The organism is Streptomyces sp. SAT1 (assembly GCF_001654495.1).
Classification (GTDB): Bacteria; Actinomycetota; Actinomycetes; order Streptomycetales; family Streptomycetaceae; genus Streptomyces; species Streptomyces andamanensis.
On record NZ_CP015849.1, the window covers coordinates 6,582,181 to 6,600,631 of the forward strand.

Consider the following 18,451-nt stretch of genomic DNA (forward strand, 5'->3'; position numbering starts at 1 on the left):
GTGCCCATCCCCGAACCCAGGAGGTCACCATGACCGCAGAGCCCGTCACCACGGAAGGTTCGGAGCCGGCCGACGCCGAGACGTCCCCTCTGACGCCGGACGCCGACGGCAACTACGACCTCAAGCGCAAGTTCCGCGAAGCCCTCGCCCGCAAGCGCGGTGCGCAGGCGGAAGCCGCCGACGCCGCCGCCAACCCGGACGCGTCGAAGGTACGCGCGGCACACGGCCCGGCCACGAACCAGCGGTCGTTCAGGCGCAAGAGCGGCGGCTGAGCCGATCACGCCCGGTGCCCCGACCGCACGACCCGCGGACGGGACACCGGGCGTCCTCGCGTCCGGCACGGTCTCCCGCAGCACCTTCATCACCACGTCGAGATGGGTGAGCAGGGCGCCCTCGGGCCGGCCGGTGGTGCCGGAGGTGCAGAGGATCACTGCGATGTCCTCGGGCGCACGCGGCACCTGACGGTCGATCGGGGTGCTGTGCGCCGCGAGCGCGTCCAGCCGGGCTGGGCAGCAGCGGCGCCACCTTGTCGCCGGGTCCGATGCTCCGCGCGCGCAGCGCCGCCGCGTACCTCCGCGCCCCGTCCCACAGCTCGCGGTAGGTGATCTTCCGGGTACCGGACACGACCGCCGGGTGCTCCGGTCGCCGTAGCGCGGATCCGGCCGGGACGGACGCCACGGAGAGGGGCATGGGGTCTCACCCGCTCGCTTCCGCGGCCAGCCGCGCCTTGTCCGGTTTGCCGACGCCGGTGAGGGGCAGCGCACGGCGGACGTGGATCTGCGCGGGAACGTGCTTGGGCGAGATGGCGGCCCGGATGTGATCCGCCAGTTCGCCGGGGCCGGCCGTGCCCGCCTCGCGCAGCACCACGGCGGCGTGCAGGTGCTCGACCCGGTCCCGGTCCCGGACGCAGAAGACGGCCGCCTGCACGACATCGGGATGGGCCAGGAAGGCGTTCTCCACGGTCACCGGATGGATCTTGATGCCATTGGTCTTGATCACCTCGCCGATCCGGCCGCGCAGGTGAAGGTAGCCGTCACCGTCGACGAAGCCGAGATCACCGGTGTGCACCCAGCCGTCCCGTACGGTCCGGGCGGTGAGTTCGGGCTCGGCCACGTACTCGCTCATCGTGAACGGCGACCGCACACAGACCTCGCCGGTCTCGCCCGGCGGCAGGTCGTGGTGGTCGTCCGGATCGGTGATCCGGACCCAGCCGGGCATCGGCCGGCCGACCGTGACCCGCAGTCGGGGGTCGAGGTGCTCGGCGGGCGAGAGCATGCTGACGAAGCCCGCCTCGCTCGTGGCGTACACCTGGATCAGCACGTCGCCGAAGACCCTGACCGCCTCGCCCAGTCGCTCGGGGGACGCGGGGGAGCCCACGTACGTGACCATCTGGAGGCGGGACAGGTCGGTCGAGCCGACCTCCGGATGGTCCATGAGCAGATACAGCTGGGGAGGGGAGAGCAGCATGCGGGTGATCTTGTACCGCTCGATGCAGCGCAACACGTCACCCGCGTCGAAGCCGTCCCGCAGGACCACCGAGCCACCGGACGCCAGTGAGTCGTCGGCCGTGGCGCCGCTGGAGTGGCTGAGCGGGAGGCAGGCCAGATAGACCGACCGCCAGCCCATCCGGAGTCCGGCGGAGATGAAACCGTTGCGGGTCCGGAAGTCGAAGGCGATGCCCTTCGGCTCGCCGGTCGTCCCGCTCGTGTAGGTCACCACGGCGGGCCGGTCGAGTCCGATGTCGACGGCGGCCGGGTCCAGCGCGTCCGGGTCCCCGGTCGTCAGGTCCAGGACGTCGGGGCCGAGGTCGCCGAGGGCGACGAGGGTGAGCGGAGTGCCCAGCCGCCCGCGCAGCTCACGGGCGGCCGCGAGGTTCTCCGCGTCGACGGCCAGGTGCGTCGCACCGGTCTCCCGGAGGATCTTGAGCTTGGCGTCGGCGGCCAACTGGTCCGCCGGGTCGACCGCGTTGGTGGTGTGCAGATGGACCACCGTGGCCCCGGCCAGATTCGCGGCGTACCGCAGGACCAGGGTCGGGGCGGTGTTGGTGACGGTCAGAACGGCGACCACGGTTCCGCCGTCGATCCCGCCGGCGTGCTGGTGCAGGGCCTGCGCGCCCGACCGGACCAGGGTGGTCAGCTCCGCCGCGGTCAGCGTCTTGTCGCGCCAGGACAGGAGGATTTTCTCCGGTTCCGCGGATATCACCTGAAGGATCTGTCTGACATACGTTTCGTTCGACGGCATAGGAAGCTCCATCGGTGCCGTGTCGAGGAATTTCCGCAGAGCCTACAACAGGCGAATCAAGTACACCAGGAGTGTGAAAAGAAGAAACGGATGCGCGGGAGGTGCCGAATTGTCGCAGGCCGCGCCATCGAAGTGATATTCCGCTCTGAGACAATGCCCTCTACCGGTTCGGCCCCCGCATCGGCTTGGTCTTCGGAGAAAAGGGTCGTCATGAACCATTACCTGGAGCTCTTCTCGCGGTATACGGGGGAAGGTGGGTCACCGGAGGCGAAACGGGAGTTTCTCGAGATCGGCCGGCTCGCCGGGAAATTCCCGGCGGCCCGGAGCCTGCGGGACGGGGTCACCTCCGAGATCAGCGTGTGGTGCAGCAACGACTACCTGGGGATGGGGCAGCACCCGCTGGTCCTGGCGGCCACCCGCGAAGCCCTCGACGAGTACGGCGCGGGCTCGGGCGGCTCCCGGAACATCGGCGGGACCAACCACTACCACGTGCTGCTGGAGAAGGAACTGGCGGATCTGCACGGCAAGGCGGACGCCCTTCTCTTCACCTCCGGGTACACCGCGAACGACGGAGCACTCACGGTCCTCGCCGGCCGGCCGGAGAACTGCGTCGTCTTCTCCGACGAGATGAACCACGCCTCGATCATCGACGGACTCCGCCACAGCGGCGCCGAGAAACACATTTTCCGCCACAACGACATGACGCATCTGGAAGAGCTGATATCCGCCACCGACCCCGGTCGGCCGAAGATGATCGTCATGGAGTCGGTCTATTCGATGGCGGGTGATGTCGCCCCGCTCGCCGAGATAGCCCGGATCGCCCGCGAGCACGGCGCGATGACCTTCCTCGACGAGGTCCACGCGGTCGGGATGTACGGGCCGGAGGGAGCCGGTATCGCCGCGAGCCTGGGCATCGCGGACGAGTTCACCGTCATCATGGGAACCCTGGCCAAGGGGTTCGGCACCACCGGCGGATACATCGCCGGTCCCGCCGAGCTGGTCGACGCGGTGCGCGGCCTGTCCCGCCCCTTCATCTTCACCACCGCCCTGCCACCGGCGGTCGTGGCGGGCGCCCTCGCCGCGGTCCGGCACCTGCGCACCTCCGACGAGGAACGCGACCGGCTCCGCGAGAACGCGCGACTGACGCACCGGCTGCTCACGGAACACGGCATCCCCTTCGTCTCCGACGAGTCCCACATCGTCTCGATCTTCGTCGGGGACGACGCACTCGCCCGCCGGATCTCCGCCCTGCTGCTGGCACGCCACGGCATCTACGTCCAGGCGATCAACGCGCCGAGCGTGCGCGCGGGCCAGGAGATCCTCCGGAGCGCACCCGGAGCCGTGCACGAGCCCGCGGAGGTCGAGCAGTTCGTCGCCGCGCTGGACGGGATCTGGCGGGAACTGGGAGTGACACGAGCTCCGGGCCCGCACCGGCCGCCCGGAACGGACGGCTGACCCGCCCCGCGGGGCCGCACACGGCACTTCCGCCGCTCCGCGACCCGTCCGTCCCCCGTCCCGCGTCGTGTCGCGGCCTGCGATATCGGGCCGCTATACGACGTGGGCAAGATCGGCCTGGTAGGTCCGGCGGCGCTGCACGCCGGGCACGACGAAGGCCGCCCGGCCGACGCGCGACCCGTGGGAGCGGACACCCCGCCACGGTCCGGTGACCGGTGTTCCTGCTCGCCGTGAAGGAGTCCGAAGACACGATGGCGCACCCCGACGGTACGGAAGCACCGCTGCTGTGGACACTGGCCGGCAGTGGCAGGGAGTCGCTGGCGGCCGGCGCGCGCGGCCTGCACGCGTACCTGGCCGGCCGTGACGACTGGAGCCCCCGGGACATCGCGTCCACCCTCGCGCGCACCGCTTCCGAGGGGAGCCGGCGGGCGGCACTGGTGGCGGACGGCCGTGACGGGTTCCTGCGGCGGCTGGACGCGCTCGCCGACGGCAGGAGCATGCCCGGCCTGGTGGAGGGCGCCGCCGGAACCGGCCGCCGGGTCGCCTTCGTGTTCCCCGGACAGGGCGCCCAATGGCCCCGGATGGCGGTGGACCTGCTGGACACCTTCACGGTGTTCCGCGACCGGATGGACGCGTGCGCGCAGGCCCTGGAACCGTTCGTCGACTGGTCGCCCGTCGACGTGCTCCGCGACCCGGACGCGCCGGGCGCGCCCGCCGGGGACCGGGCCGACGTGGTGCAGCCCCTGCTGTTCGCCGTGACGGTGTCGCTCGCCGCGCTGTGGCGCTCCCACGGCGTGGAACCGGCCGCCGTGCTCGGACACAGCGTCGGCGAGGTCACCGCCGCCGCGGTCTGCGGCGCGCTGTCCCTGGACGACTCCGCGCGGGTGGTGGCTCTGTGGAGCCAGGCCCAGGCGACCCTGGCCGGGCAGGGCGACATGGTCTCCGTCATGGCCCCGGCCGACGAGGTCGAGCCACGGCTGCGCCGCTGGGAGGGCCGCCTCGTCGTCGCCGCGCACAACGGCCCGCGGTCCGTGATCGTCTCCGGCGACCGCGACGCCGCGGCCGAACTCCTCGCCGACCTGGCCGCGGAGGCGGTGCACGCACGGCGGATCGCCGTGGGCCTGGCCGCCCATTCCCCCCACATCGACGCGATCATCCCCCGGATGAGCGCCGACCTCGCACCGATCCGGCCCCGCACACCGCAGCTGCCCTACTACTCCGCGCTGACCGGCGGACGACTGGACGTCCCGGTACTGGACGCCGACTACTGGTGCCGCAACCTGCGCAACACGGTCAGGTTCCATCAGGCGACCGGCGCCCTGCTGCGGGACGGCCACGACGTCCTGCTGGAGGTCAGCCCGCACACCGTGCTGACCTCCGCCCTGACGGACTGCGCGGAGGAACACCGCGCGCGGACCGCCGTCCTCGGAACGCTGCGCCGGGACCAGGACGGTCCGGGCCGGTTCCTGACCTCGCTCGGTGACCTGTACGTGCGCGGTGTCACCCCGGAACGGGAAGCGCTGTCCGCCGCGGAGCACGCCCGGGTGCGGGAACTGCCGACGGCTGTCCTGGCGGCGCTCGCGCAGGACGGTCCGGCGAACGCCGACGGGCCGGACGGCGCGGGTGGTGACCGGGAGGCCGCCACCGCGTTCCGCGCGGAGCTGGCCGCGATGGACGTACCGGAGCGGCGTGCCGCGCTGGCCCGGCTGGTGGGCGAGGAGATCGCCGCGCTGACCGGACGGTCCGATCCTGTCCCCGCCGGCCTGGCCTTCCTCGACCTGGGATTCGACTCCGTCACTGCCGTGGAACTGCGCAACCGGCTGAGCGCGGCGACGGCGCTGCGCATCCCGGCGACGGTCGTCTTCGACTGCCCGACCCCGGAGGCCCTGACCGCGTACCTCTGCGCCGAGATCGGCGGCGACCGGCCCGACAGGAGGAACACGGACGCGGACGAGCCGGTGCGACGGCCCGCGGACGACGACCCCGTGGTGATCGTCGGAATGGGCTGCCGCTACCCCGGCGGCGTCGGCAGCCCCGACGAACTCTGGGAGCTGGTCTCGGCAGGTGCCGACGCCGTGTCCGCGCTGCCCGAGGACCGCGGCTGGGACACCGCCGGACGGTACGACCCCGCACCGGGCACGCCGGGCCGGTACTACCAGCGCGAGGCAGGTTCGCTCGCCGGTGCGGCCGAGTTCGACGCGGAGTTCTTCGGCATCTCGCCGCGCGAGGCGGCGGCGATGGACCCGCAGCAGCGGCTGCTGCTGGAGACGGCCTGGGAAGTGCTGGAACGGGCCGGTATCCGCCCCGCCACCCTGCGGCGGACCCCGACGGGCGTCTACGTCGGGGCGATGACCATGGACTACGGCCCCCCTCTCGAACAGGGCGCGGACGAGGGCGGCCACTTGCTGACCGGCAACACCGGAAGCGTCGCATCGGGCCGACTGGCCTACACCCTCGGTCTGGAGGGAGCGGCGGTCACCGTGGACACGGCGTGCTCGTCCTCGCTGGTGGCCCTGCACCTCGCGGTACGGGCGCTGCGGTCGGGGGAGTGCTCGCTGGCGCTGGCGGGCGGCGCGACCGTGATGTCCACCCTCGGCATGCTCGTGGAGTTCAGCCGTCAGGGCGGTCTGGCACCGGACGGCCGCTGCAAGGCATTCGCGGCAGCCGCCGACGGCTTCGGCCTGGCCGAGGGTGTGGGGATGCTGCTGCTGGAGCGGTTGTCGGACGCCCGGCGTCACGGGCATCCGGTGCTGGCCGTCGTCCGTGGTTCGGCGACGAACCAGGACGGTGCGAGCAACGGCCTGACGGCGCCCAGTGGTCCGTCGCAGCGGCGGGTGATCCGCGCGGCGTTGGCGGACGCGGGGCTGACGGCGTCCGAGGTGGATGTGGTGGAGGCGCACGGTACGGGGACCAGGCTGGGTGATCCGATCGAGGCTCAGGCGTTGCTGGCGACGTACGGCCAGGACCGGCCCGGTGACCGTCCGGTGTGGATCGGCTCGCTGAAGTCCAACATCGGCCATACCCAGGCCGCGGCGGGCGTGGGCGGTGTCATCAAGTCGGTGCTGGCGATGCGGCACGGGGTGATGCCGAAGACGCTGCATGTGGACGGTCCGACGCCGGAGGTGGACTGGTCGGCGGGGGCCGGCCGGCTGCTGACGGAGGCCCGCGCCTGGGACGACACGGGCCGTCCGCGCCGGACGGGTGTGTCCTCCTTCGGTATCAGCGGTACCAATGCTCACGTGATCTTGGAGGCTGCCCCGTCCGAGGCTCCGACCGAGGCCTTGGCCGAGGCCCCCGCCGGGACACCGGCGGATGCCCGGCGCCCTGGAACGGTCGTGTGGCCGGTGTCGGCGCGCAGTGCGGAGGCACTGCGGGCGCAGGCGGAGGCGTTGGCGGCGCGGGTGGCGGCGGAGCCCGGACTTGATGTGGCGGACGTGGGCTATTCGCTGGCGACGGGGCGTGCGTCGTTCGAGCACCGTGCCGTGGTGGTGGGCGGGGACCGCGGTGAGTTGCTCGGTGGGGTGAAGGCGCTGGCGGAAGGGCGTTCGGCACCGGTACCCGGGCTGGTGTCCGGTGGCGGGTTGGTCGACGGTCGTTCGGTGTTGGTGTTTCCGGGTCAGGGTTCGCAGTGGGTGGGGATGGCTGCGGGGCTGTTGGGTGAGTCGGGGGTGTTCGCGGGCGGATGGCGGAGTGCGGGCGGGCTCTGGCGCCTTATGTGGATTGGTCGTTGGGGGAGGCGCTGGGTTCGGAGCGGCTGCTGGCGCGGGTTGATGTGGTGCAGCCGGTGTTGTGGGCGGTGATGGTGTCGTTGGCGGGGGTGTGGGGTTCGTTCGGTGTGGTTCCTGATGCGGTGGTGGGTCACTCGCAGGGGGAGATTGCGGCTGCGTGTGTGGCGGGTGGTCTGAGTCTGGAGGACGGGGCGCGGGTGGTGGCTCTGCGTTCTCGTGCGGTGGGGGCGTTGGCGGGCCGCGGTGGTATGGCGTCGGTGCCGTTGCCGGTGGATGTGGTGCGGGAGCGTATCGCCTCGTGGGGTGGCCGGTTGTCGGTGGCGGCGGTCAACGGGCCTTCCTCGACGGTGGTGTCGGGTGACGCGGACGCGGTGGCGGCGTTGGTGGAGGGGTTGGTCGGGGAGGGTGTTCGGGCGCGGTTGATCGAGGTGGATTACGCGTCGCATTCCTCGCATGTGGAGGAGATCCGGGAGCGGTTGCTCGCTGAACTGGCAGACATCGTGCCGCTTTCCGGTGCGGTGCCGTTCTATTCGAGCGTGACGGGCGGCCTGTTGGACACAGGCGCTCTGGACGCCGGGTACTGGTTCCGGAATCTGCGGGAGACCGTCGAGTTCGAGCGGGCGACCCGCTCGCTCCTCGCGGCCGGGCACCGCGTCTTCATTGAGGCCGGTCCGCACCCCGTGCTGGGTGTGGCGGTGGGGGAGTCGGCGGAGGCGGCTGGTGCGGACGCGGCGGTGCTGGGGACGCTGCGGCGCGGGGAGGGTGGCCTGGAGCAGGTGCTGCGTGCGGTGGGCCGCGCGTGGGAACGGGGTCTGGAGGTGGACTGGTCGGGGGCGTTCCCGGGGGCGCGGCGGGTGGAGTTGCCGACGTACGCCTTCCAGCGCAGCCGCTACTGGCTGACGGCCCCCGCCGCCGTCCCGGCCGCCCCCGCCGAGGACCGCTGGGACGATCTGGAGTCACAGGACCCCGCCCGGCTCGCCGAAACCCTCGGGGTCGGCCGCGCGGCCCTGGACGAAGTCCTGCCGGCCCTGGTGAGCTGGCGGACCGTCAGAAGCCGGGAACGGCGGGCGGAATCCTGGCGCTACCGCGTTGCCTGGGCACCCCTGTCGGTCGCGCCGGCGGACGGCCTCGCCGGTCGCTGGCTGGCCCTGCGTCCCGAGGGCGACGACGCGGCGGCCGTCCTGGACGCCCTCGCCGAGGCCGGAGCCGACCTCGTCCCGTGCGTCGTCGCCGATCCGGGCGCGACCCGCGAACAACTGGCCGCGCTGCTCACGAAGACCGCCGGGGAGCAGCCGATCGCCGGCGTGCTGTCCCTGCTGTCCTGGGAGGAGCGCCCCCATCCCGAACACCCGGACCTGCCCGGCGGTACGGCACTGACCCTCGCGCTGGCCCAGGCGCTGGAGGACACGGCCGTCGACGCCCGGCTCTGGACGCTGACGAAGGGAACGGCGGTCCTCGGCGGCGCGGAGCGGCCCGGACACGTCGGTCAGGCCGCGTCCGCCGCCCTGGGCCGGACGCTGGCGCTGGAGCACCCGCATCGCCGGGGCGGTCTGATCGACCTGCCCGAGGCGCTGGACGCACGGGCCGCCCGCCGCTTGTGCGCGGTGCTCGCGGGAGCCGCGGCCGATGAGGAACAGGTGGCGGTGCGCTCCACCGGGGTCCACGGGCGCCGCCTCCGGCCCGCCCCGCCGTCCGTGCCGCCGAAGGTCCGCGAGGGGGGCCAGGACGGCGCGGCCGTCCGGGCGCGTACGCGACGCTGGCGGGGGACGGTCCTCGTCACCGGCGGCACCGGTGGCGTCGGCTCGCACACGGCCCGCTGGCTCGCGGGCCAGGGCGCGGAGCGGCTGCTGCTGGTCAGCCGTCGCGGCGCCGACGCGCCCGGCGCGGACGCGCTGCGGGCGGAACTGGCGGCGCTGGGCGCCGAAGCGGTCTTCGCGGCCTGCGACGCCGCCGACCCGGCCGCACTGACGGCGCTGGTCGCCGACATCCCGGCGCGACACCCGCTGTCCGCCGTCATCCACGCGGCGGGCGTCCTCGACGACGGTGTGCTCGACGCGCTCGACCCCGCACGGCTCGCCGCGGTGCTGCGCGCCAAACTGACCACCGCACGGAACCTGCACGAGGCCACCGCGGGTCTCGACCTGTCGGCCTTCGTGGTGTTCTCGTCGGTGATGGGCGTCGTGGGCAACGCCGGGCAGGGCAACTACGCGGCCGCCAACGCCGCCGTCGACGCACTCGTCGCCGCCCGCCGGGCGGCCGGGCTGCCCGGCACGTCCGTGGCCTGGGGAGCCTGGGCCGGACCGGGCATGCTGGCGGACGACGTCGCCGCGCGGCTGCGGGACTCGGGTATGCCGGTGATGGAGCCCGAGACGGCCGTCACCGCGATCGGCCGGGCACTCGCGGAGGACGACGCGCTGGTCGTGGTCGCCGATGTCGACTGGCGGCGCTTCACCACGGCCATGGGCCCGCGGTCCGCCGCCCTGCTCGACGGGATGCCGGACCCGGCTGCCGCGCGGCCCGCCCCCGGCGCCACCGCACCGCCGGCGCCCCGGGAGGGCGGCGGCTCCGCCGACGCCCTGCGGCGGCGGATCGCCGTACTGCCGGGCCACGAGGACCGGGTCAGGGCGCTCACCGAACTGGTACGCACCCACGCGGCGACGGTCCTGCGTCACCCCGACGTCGACGCGGTCCAGCCCGGAAAGGCGTTCTCCGCGCTCGGCTTCGACTCGCTGACGGCGGTCGAGCTGCGCAACCGGCTCGCCGCCGTGACCGGGCTGGCTCTGCCCGCCGCCGTCCTGTTCGACCATCCCACGCCGTCGGCACTGGCCGGGCGGCTGCTCGCGGACCTGGACCTGCCGGACGCGGCGGGCGGCACCGCCGGGTCCGACCGCTCCGCCGGCGCCGAGGCGAGCCGGGCGGCGGAGCCCGGCGGCAGCGAGCCGATCGCCGTCGTCGGCATGGGCTGCCGCTTCCCCGGTGGAGTCGCGCGGCCCGAGGACTTCTGGCACCTGGTCTCGAAAGGCGTCGACGCCGTCGGCGACTGGCCCTCGAACCGCGGCTGGGACACCGAGGGGCTGTACGACCCGGACCCCGACCGCACCGGCACCACGTACACCAGGCAGGGCGGGTTCCTGCACGATGCCGCCGAGTTCGACGCGGAGTTCTTCGGCATCTCGCCGCGCGAGGCCCTGGCCATGGACCCGCAGCAGCGGCTGCTCCTGGAAACCACCTGGGAGGCGGTCGAGGGCGCCGGACAGGACCCGACCGCGCTGAAGGACCGGCAGGTCGGCGTCTACATCGGCACCAACGGCCAGGACTACTCGGCGCTGCTGGAGGGCGCCGAGGGAGTGTCCGAGGGCCATCTGCTGACCGGCAACACGGCCAGCGTGCTGTCGGGGCGGCTGTCCTACGTCCTCGGCCTCCGGGGGCCCTCGCTCACCGTCGACACCGCGTGCTCCTCGTCGCTGGTGGCGCTCCACCTGGCCGTACAGGCGCTGCGGCGCGGCGATTGCGAGCAGGCCCTCGCGGGCGGGGTGACGGTGATGAGCACCCCACGGCTCTTCGTGGAGTTCAGCCGTCAGCGCGGGCTCGCCGCCGACGGACGGTGCAAGGCGTTCTCGGCGGAGGCGGACGGCACGGGCTGGGGCGAGGGCGCCGGAGTGCTGCTGCTGGAGCGCCACAGCGACGCCCTGCGCCACGGCCATCCCGTACTCGCGCTGATCAGCGGTACCGCCGTGAACCAGGACGGCGCCAGCAACGGGCTCACCGCCCCCAACGGCCCGTCCCAGCAGCAGGTCATCCGCGCCGCCCTGGCCGACGCCGCGCTGCGCGCCGAGCAGATCGACGCGATCGAGGCCCACGGCACCGGGACGAGGCTCGGCGATCCCATCGAAGCGCAGGCACTCCAAGCCGTCCACGGACCGGCGCGCCCGGCGGACCGCCCGCTGTGGCTCGGCTCGGTGAAGTCGAACATCGGGCACACCCAGGCGGCGGCCGGGGTGGCCGGGGTGATGAAGATGGTGCTGGCCATCCGCCACGGCGAACTGCCGGGAACCCTGCACGCCGGGACGCCGAACCCGCACGTCGACTGGTCCGGCGGTGGCATCCGCCTGCTCACCGCGCGCACCCCGTGGCCGGAGACCGGGAGTCCGCGTCGGGCGGGCGTGTCGTCGTTCGGCATCAGCGGCACCAACGCACACGTGATCATCGAGCAGGCGCCTGCCGTAGCGGCCGTGCCCGCTCCGGACCGTACCGGCGTCCCGGACCGTACCGGCACCCCGGACGTGCCCGCCTCGGACACCACCGCCGCCGCCACCCCCGCGCTCACCCCCACCGCCCGCCGTACCGGCCCGCCCGTGCCGTTGCTGCTCTCGGCCAGGACACCCGAGGCCCTGCGCGCACAGGCCGGCCGGCTGGTGAGCCGGCTCGATGCCGACCCGGACCTCGAACTGCCGGACGTCGCCTACTCGCTCGCCACGGGACGTGCCCCGCTCGAACACCGGGCCGTCGTCCTGGGACGGGGCCGGGCGGCCGTCCGGCGCTCGCTCACCGCACTCGCGCACGGCAGGTCAGCGGGCCGGCTGCTCACCGGCGGTCCCGTACGCCCCGGCCGGACCGCCTTCCTCTTCCCGGGACAGGGCAGCCAGCGGGCCGGAGCGGGTGCGGAGCTCTACCGTGAGGACCCGGTGTTCGCCGACGCCCTCGACGAGGTGCTGACCGGCTTGGACCCGCACCTCGACCTCCCCCTGCGCGACATCCTGTTCGCCGGGCCCGGAACCCCCCGCGCGGACCTGCTCGACCGCACCCGGTACACCCAGCCCGCGCTGTTCGCCCTGGAGACGGCGCTGTTCCGGCTCGTACGGCACTGGGGTGTGCGGCCCGACCTGCTGATGGGGCACTCCATCGGTGAACTCGCCGCCGCCCACGCGGCGGGCGTGCTGGACCTGCCCGACGCCTGCGCGCTGGTCGCGGCCCGGGGCCGGCTGATGGACGAACTGCCCGAGGGCGGGGCGATGGTGGCGGTGGAGGCCACCGAGGAGGAAGTGCGGCAGGCCCTGCTGGACGACCGCGCCGGGCACCCCGTCCCGGAGGGGGAAGCGGGCCGGGACGGGGTGGACATCGCCGCCGTCAACGGACCCGCCTCGGTGGTCCTGTCCGGTGACGCGGACGCGGTACGGCGCCTGGCCGGGGCGTTCCGCTCCCGAGGACGGCGGACCCGGCGCCTGAAGGTGAGCCACGCGTTCCACTCCGCCCGGACGGACGGGATGCTCGACGCGTTCCGGGACGTGGCCGAGTCGCTGACCTACCACGCGCCCGGCATCGAGATCGTCTCCAACCTGACCGGGCGTACGGCCACGGCCGCGGAGCTCCGCTCACCCGACCACTGGGTACGCCACGTCCGGGGCACCGTGCGCTTCCTGGAAGGGGCCCGCCGGCTGCGGGCCGAGGGCGCGACGACGTACCTCGAGATCGGACCGGGCGGCGTGCTGTCCGGCATGCTCCACGCCTGTCTCTCCGACCCCGATCCCGGCCCCGACCCCGACCCTGCTCCTGCCCCGGCGGCGCCGGGACGGTGCCGCTGCTGCGCGACGGCCGCGGCGAGCCGGAGGCGGTCCGCACCGCACTCGCCTCGCTGCACCTGCGCGGCGTACCGGTGGACTGGTCGGCGGGCTGGAGCGGCACCGACGTGCGGCGGGTCGACCTGCCCACCTACGCCTTCCAGCGCAGGCGCTTCTGGCCGGAAGCCGCCCCGGACCCGGCCCCCGCCGCCTGGCGCCGCCGGGGGACCGCGACCGCGGTGCCCGCCGGCCCCCAGCGCTACCGCATCGCCTGGGAGCCGCTCACCGCGCCCGCGGAGCCCCGCCTCTCCGGTCGCTGGCTGCTCGTCACCCCGGACGGGCCCGGCGCCGAGGACACCGCGCTCGCCTGCGAACAGGCCCTCGCCGGACACGGCGCCGACGTGCTCGTGATCCGGGTCGGGAACGCCGTCGAACGCGCTGAACTTGCCTCACTGCTGCCGGAGTTCGGCGTACTCGCGGGCGTCCTGTCCCTGCTGTCCCTGGCCGAGGGCCCCCACCCGGGCCTGCGGACGCTCGACGCCTGCCTGACCGGGACCTTGCTGCTGCTCCAGGCGCTGGGCGACAGCGGTATCGACGCACCCCTGTGGTGCGCCACCCGCGGCGCGGTGGCCGCTGACGGCACGGAGGAGATCCGTCCCGAGCAGGCGCAGGTGTGGGGCCTTGGCCGGGTGGCGGCACTGGAGCACCCGTTGCGCTGGGGCGGCTTGGTCGACCTGCCGGACCGGCTGGACGGGCCCGCGCTGGACGGGCTGTGCGCGGTACTGGCCGGACGGGACGGCGAGGACCAGGTGGCCGTACGCGCGCCGGTACCGCTGGGCCGCCGCCTCGTTCCCGCGCCGGAGCCCGCGGCACCCGCGCCCGCACCGTGGACGGCGCGCGGCACGGTCCTCGTCACCGGCGGCACCGGCGGCCTCGGTGCCCAGGTGGCGCGCTGGCTCGCGGAGCGCGGGGCGGAACACCTCGTCCTCCTCGGCCGACGGGGCCCCGAGGCCCCCGGAGCCGACGAGCTGACCGGCGCTCTGGCGGCGCTCGGCACCCGGAGCACCCTCCTGGCCTGCGACGTCGCCGACCGCGCCGCGCTGGAACGGGTCCTGGAGCGGCTGCGCGACGCGGGCGAGACCGTGCGGGGCGTGGTGCACACCGCGGGACTCACCTCGGACACCGCGCTGATGGACTGCACACCGGCGGAACTGGCCCGGCGGACGGCGGCCAAGACACGCGGCGCGGCCCACCTCGACGCCCTGTTCGAAGACTGCCCGCTGGACGCCTTCGTGCTGTTCTCCTCGATCTCGGGCACCTGGGGCAGCGGCGGCCAGGGCGCGTACGCGGCGGCCAACGCCTACCTGGACGGCCTCGCCGCGGCGAGGCGCCGCCGGGGCCTGACGGCGACCTCGGTGGCCTGGGGCCCCTGGGCCGGCGCGGGCATGGCCGCCGGCGCCGTGGGCGACGGTCTGCGCCGCCATGGGCTGGTGCCGATGGCTCCCGAGGCGGCGCTCTGCGCGCTCGGCCTGGCGCTGGCCCTGGACGAGGGCGAACCGGTCGTCGCCGAGCTGGACCGGAGCCGCTTCGTGCCCACCTTCGGTTCGGTGCGGGACAGCGCGCTGCTGCGCGGCCTGCCCGCCGTCCCGGAGTCCCGGGCGGCGGAGGCCGCCGCCGGGTCCGGGCCCGGTACGGGCGGCGAACCGTCGTGGCGGCACCGGCTGCACCGGCTGTCCGAGCCCGAGGGCCGCAAACTGCTGACGGAACTGGTCCGGAGCGAAGCGGCCGCCGTGCTGGGCCACGAGTCGGCCGCCGGATTCGCGGCCGACCGCCCGTTCCGCGAGGTCGGCTTCGACTCGCTCACCGCCGTCGAACTCCGCAACCGGCTGGTCGCGGCCACCGCTCTGCCGCTCGCGCTCACCTCTGTCTTCGACCACCCGACGGCAGCGGCCCTCGCCGCGCACCTCTTCGCCCAACTGAACGGCACGGAGCGAAACGCCGACGGCGCGACCGACACGACGGGCACGACCGACACGACCGGCACGGCCGCGGCGGACTCCGCAGCCGCAGCCGCAGCCGCAGCCGCAGCCTCAGCCGCCGTCGGCGGCGCGGCCGGCCCCGCGGCGGACGTGGAGCCCCTGGCGATCGTCTCGATGGCCTGCCGATTCCCGGGCGGCGTCCGCTCACCCGATGACCTGTGGCGGCTGGTGGCCGACGGAGTGGACGCGGTCACCGCGCTGCCCGCCGACCGCGGCTGGCCGCTGGACACCCTCTACGACCCGGACCCCCTGCACCCGGGCACCTTCTACACCACCGGCGGCGGATTCCTGGACGGGGCGGCCGAGTTCGACGCGGAGTTCTTCGGCATCTCCCCGCGTGAAGCACTGGCCATGGACCCGCAGCAGCGACTGCTGCTCGAAACCAGCTGGGAGGCGCTGGAACGGGCGGGACTCGATCCCACGTCGGTACGCGGCAGCGACGGCGGCGTCTACGTCGGCGTCGCCGCCCAGGGCTACGGCACCGGCCCGCAGGACCCGTCCGACGAGATCGAGGGGCACCTCCTCAGCGGCACGGTCACCAGCGTCGCCTCCGGCCGCGTCGCCTACACCCTCGGACTCGGCGGCCCCGCCGTGACCGTGGAAACGGCCTGCTCGTCCTCGCTGGTGGCACTGCACCTGGCCGGCCAGGCACTGCGCGCCGGCGACTGCTCGTTCGCCCTGGTCGGCGGCGCCGCGGTGATGGCGAGCCCGGACGTCTTCGTCGAGTTCAGCCGTCAGCAGGGCCTGTCGCCCGACGGCCGCTGCCGCTCCTTCGCCGAAGGGGCCAACGGTACGGGCTGGGGCGAAGGGGTGGGCGTACTGCTCGTGGAACGCCTCTTTGACGCGCGCCGCCTCGGGCATCCGGTCCTCGCCCTCGTAAGGGGCACCGCGGTGAACCAGGACGGTGCCAGCAACGGCCTCACCGCCCCGAGCGGCCCCGCGCAGCAGCGGGTGATCAGGACCGCGCTGGCCACGGCGGGGCTGTCCGGCGCCGACATCGACCTGGTCGAGGCGCACGGCACCGGCACCGTCCTCGGCGACCCGATCGAGGCGCAGGCGCTGCTGGCCACGTACGGTCAGGACCGGCCCGCCGACCGGCCGTTGTGGCTGGGGTCGTTGAAGTCGAACATCGGGCACACCCAGGCCGCCGCCGGGGTCGCCGGGGTCATCAAGACGGTCCTCGCACTGCGCAACGGCGTGCTCCCCGCCACCCTGCACGCACAGCAGGCGTCCAGCCGGGTGGACTGGTCGGCCGGCGCGGTACGGCTGCTCGCGGACGCCCGCCCCTGGGACGCCCCGGACGGCGGCCGGCCGCGCCGCGCCGGCGTCTCCGCGTTCGGCATGAGCGGCACCAACGCCCACGCCATCCTGGAGGAAGCACCCGCCGCCGAAGCCCGGCCGGCCCACGGCACATGCGGCGAACCGTCCGAGGACACCGGGACCACGGTTCCCTGGCTGCTCTCCGCCATGACCCCCGCGGCCCTGCGCCGGCAGGCGCGCCGACTGGGCGAGCACCTGCGGGCCGATCCCGGCGGGGGCGCCGCCGGACCGGCCCGCGCGCTCGCCACCACCCGCCCCGCCCTGCCCTTCCGGGCGGCCGCCACCGGCCGCGACCGCGACGCGCTCCTCGGCTGGCTGGACGCGCTCGCGGCGGGAGAACCCGCGCCCGACGCCGTGCAGGACCGGGCGCGCGGCGGCCGCACGGTCTTCGTCTTCCCCGGCCAGGGCTCGCAGTGGGCCGGCATGGCCGTGGCGGCGCTCGACACCTCCGAGGCGTTCGCCACCGCCGTCGCCGCCTGCGAACGGGCGCTCGCCCCGCACACCGACTGGTCCCTGACCGAGGTCCTGCGCGGCACGCCCGGCGCACCGGCACTCGACCGCGTGGACGTCGTCCAGCCGGTGCTCTTCGCCGTGCTGGTCGCGCTGGCCGCGCACTGGCGCGACACCGGGGTCACCCCGGACGCGGTCGTCGGGCACAGCCAGGGCGAGATCGCCGCCGCCTGCGTCGCCGGAGCACTGTCGCTCGACGACGCGGCCCTCGTGGTGGCGCTGCGCAGCCGGGCGCTGCTGAGGCTGGCGGGACGCGGCGGCATGGTGTCGGTCGCCGCCTCCACCGAGCGGACCACGAGTCTGCTGCCCCCCGGCGGACGCGTGTGCGTGGCCGCGGTGAACGGCCCCGGAGCCGTGGTCGTCGCCGGGGAGCCCGAGGAGCTGACCGCCCTGCTCGCGGTCTGCGCCCGGGAAGGCGTACGGGCCAAGGCGATCCCGGTCGACTACGCGGCCCACTCGGCCCAGGTCGCCGAGATCGAGGACGAACTGCGCCAAGCCCTCACCGGGATACGGCCCCGCGCCTCGGCCGTCCCGCTCTACTCGACGGTGACCGGCGGACCCGTCGCCGGAGAATCGCTCGACGCCGCCTACTGGTACCGCAACCTGCGCGAGCCGGTCGACTTCGCCGGTGCGACCCGCACCCTGCTGGACGCCGGTCACACCCTGTTCGTCGAGGTCAGCCCACACCCGGTGCTGCTCGCCGGGATCGAGGCGGTGGCCGCGGAGGCCGGGCGGGAGGTGTCGGCGGTCGGTACGCTGCGGCGCGGCGACGGTGGCCGGGACCGGCTGCTGGCCTCACTGACCGAGGCGTGGGCGGCCGGCGGCGGCCCGGTGGACTGGTCGCCCTGGACGGGGGCCCCCGGGCCGGGCGGCCCGCCTCCCTTCCCGCTGCCGACGTACCCCTTCCAGCGCGACCGGTACTGGCTGCCCACACCGGGCCGGACGGCCGTCGCGGCCGCCACCGGCATGCCGGTCGAGGAGGCCGAACAGGTCGAGGAGGCCGAGGCGGCCGAGGAGACGGCGGAGGCCGCGGGCGACGACGACGGCACCCCCGCCGCGCGACTGGCCGCCCGGCTGGCCCCGCTGGACCGGCAGGCACGCCGTCAAGCGCTGCTCGACCTGGTCATCCGGCACGCGGCCGCGGTCCTCGGTCATCGCGGAGCCGGTCCGGTGCGCCCCGAACGCTCCTTCTCCGAGGTCGGCTTCGACTCGATGCTCGCGGTGCGGTTCAGGAACGCGCTGTGTGAGGCCACCGGCCTGGCCGTCCCGCCGACGGCCGTCTTCGACCACCCGACGCCCGAGGCGCTCGCCGGATACCTGGACGCGGAGCTGTCCGCCGCGCCCGAACCGCCCTCGCCGCTGCTGGCCGAGCTGGACCGGCTGGCCGCGCTCCTCGCGGCCGTCCCGCCCCGAGCGGCCGGCACCGACGGGGTCGGCGAACGGCTGAACGAGCTGCTGCGCGGCTGGGATCGGCGCACCGGCGCGCCGGACGGCGAGGCACCACCGCCCGCACCGGTGGACGACACCGCCACGGCGACGGAAACGGCGACAGCGGACGAGTTGTTCGCCCTGCTCGACAACGACTTCGGCAACGCCTGAG

5 protein-coding genes and 3 pseudogenes are annotated in these 18,451 nt (G+C 74.5%); 5 read left to right on the top strand and 3 right to left on the bottom strand.

The window, feature by feature from the left end; genetic code table 11:
- Nucleotides 1-29: 29 nt before the first annotated feature.
- Complete coding sequence (locus A8713_RS28250; RefSeq protein WP_064536494.1) at nt 30-272, top strand: DUF5302 domain-containing protein; 243 nt, start codon at nt 30-32, stop codon at nt 270-272.
- A 132-nt stretch (nt 273-404) separates the two neighbouring features.
- Here A8713_RS28250 and A8713_RS35000 read toward each other — a convergent pair.
- The 3 genes and pseudogenes from A8713_RS35000 to A8713_RS28255 form a co-directional block, all read right to left on the bottom strand.
- Nucleotides 405-458 (bottom strand): annotated as a pseudogene (locus A8713_RS35000) (hypothetical protein); the annotation flags it as partial.
- Nucleotides 459-567: 109 nt separating this feature from the next.
- A pseudogene (locus A8713_RS35005) lies at nt 568-690 on the bottom strand (hypothetical protein); the annotation flags it as partial.
- Between the two features lie 6 nt (nt 691-696).
- Nucleotides 697-2,241, bottom strand: a complete 1,545-nt coding sequence (locus A8713_RS28255; RefSeq protein WP_064536495.1) for a class I adenylate-forming enzyme family protein — start codon at nt 2,239-2,241, stop codon at nt 697-699.
- A 210-nt stretch (nt 2,242-2,451) separates the two neighbouring features.
- On the opposite strand from A8713_RS28255, the gene hemA reads away from it, so the two are divergent.
- The 4 genes and pseudogenes from hemA (at nt 2,452) to A8713_RS34465 (ending at nt 18,450) form a co-directional block, all read left to right on the top strand.
- On the top strand, nt 2,452-3,696 hold the full coding sequence (gene hemA, locus A8713_RS28260; protein WP_064536496.1) for a 5-aminolevulinate synthase: 1,245 nt from the start codon (nt 2,452-2,454) through the stop codon (nt 3,694-3,696).
- A 251-nt stretch (nt 3,697-3,947) separates the two neighbouring features.
- Nucleotides 3,948-7,496 carry a type I polyketide synthase gene (locus tag A8713_RS34455; protein ID WP_237305474.1) on the top strand — a complete coding sequence of 1,183 codons (3,549 nt, stop codon included), beginning with the start codon at nt 3,948-3,950 and terminating at the stop codon, nt 7,494-7,496.
- A pseudogene (locus A8713_RS34460) lies at nt 7,379-12,874 on the top strand (SDR family NAD(P)-dependent oxidoreductase); the annotation flags it as partial. The gene A8713_RS34455 and the pseudogene A8713_RS34460, both read left to right, overlap by 118 nt.
- Nucleotides 12,875-12,996: 122 nt before the next feature.
- Entirely contained in the window at nt 12,997-18,450 is a 5,454-nt protein-coding gene (locus A8713_RS34465; RefSeq protein ID WP_237305475.1) for a type I polyketide synthase, read from the top strand.
- Nucleotide 18,451 lies beyond the last annotated feature (1 nt).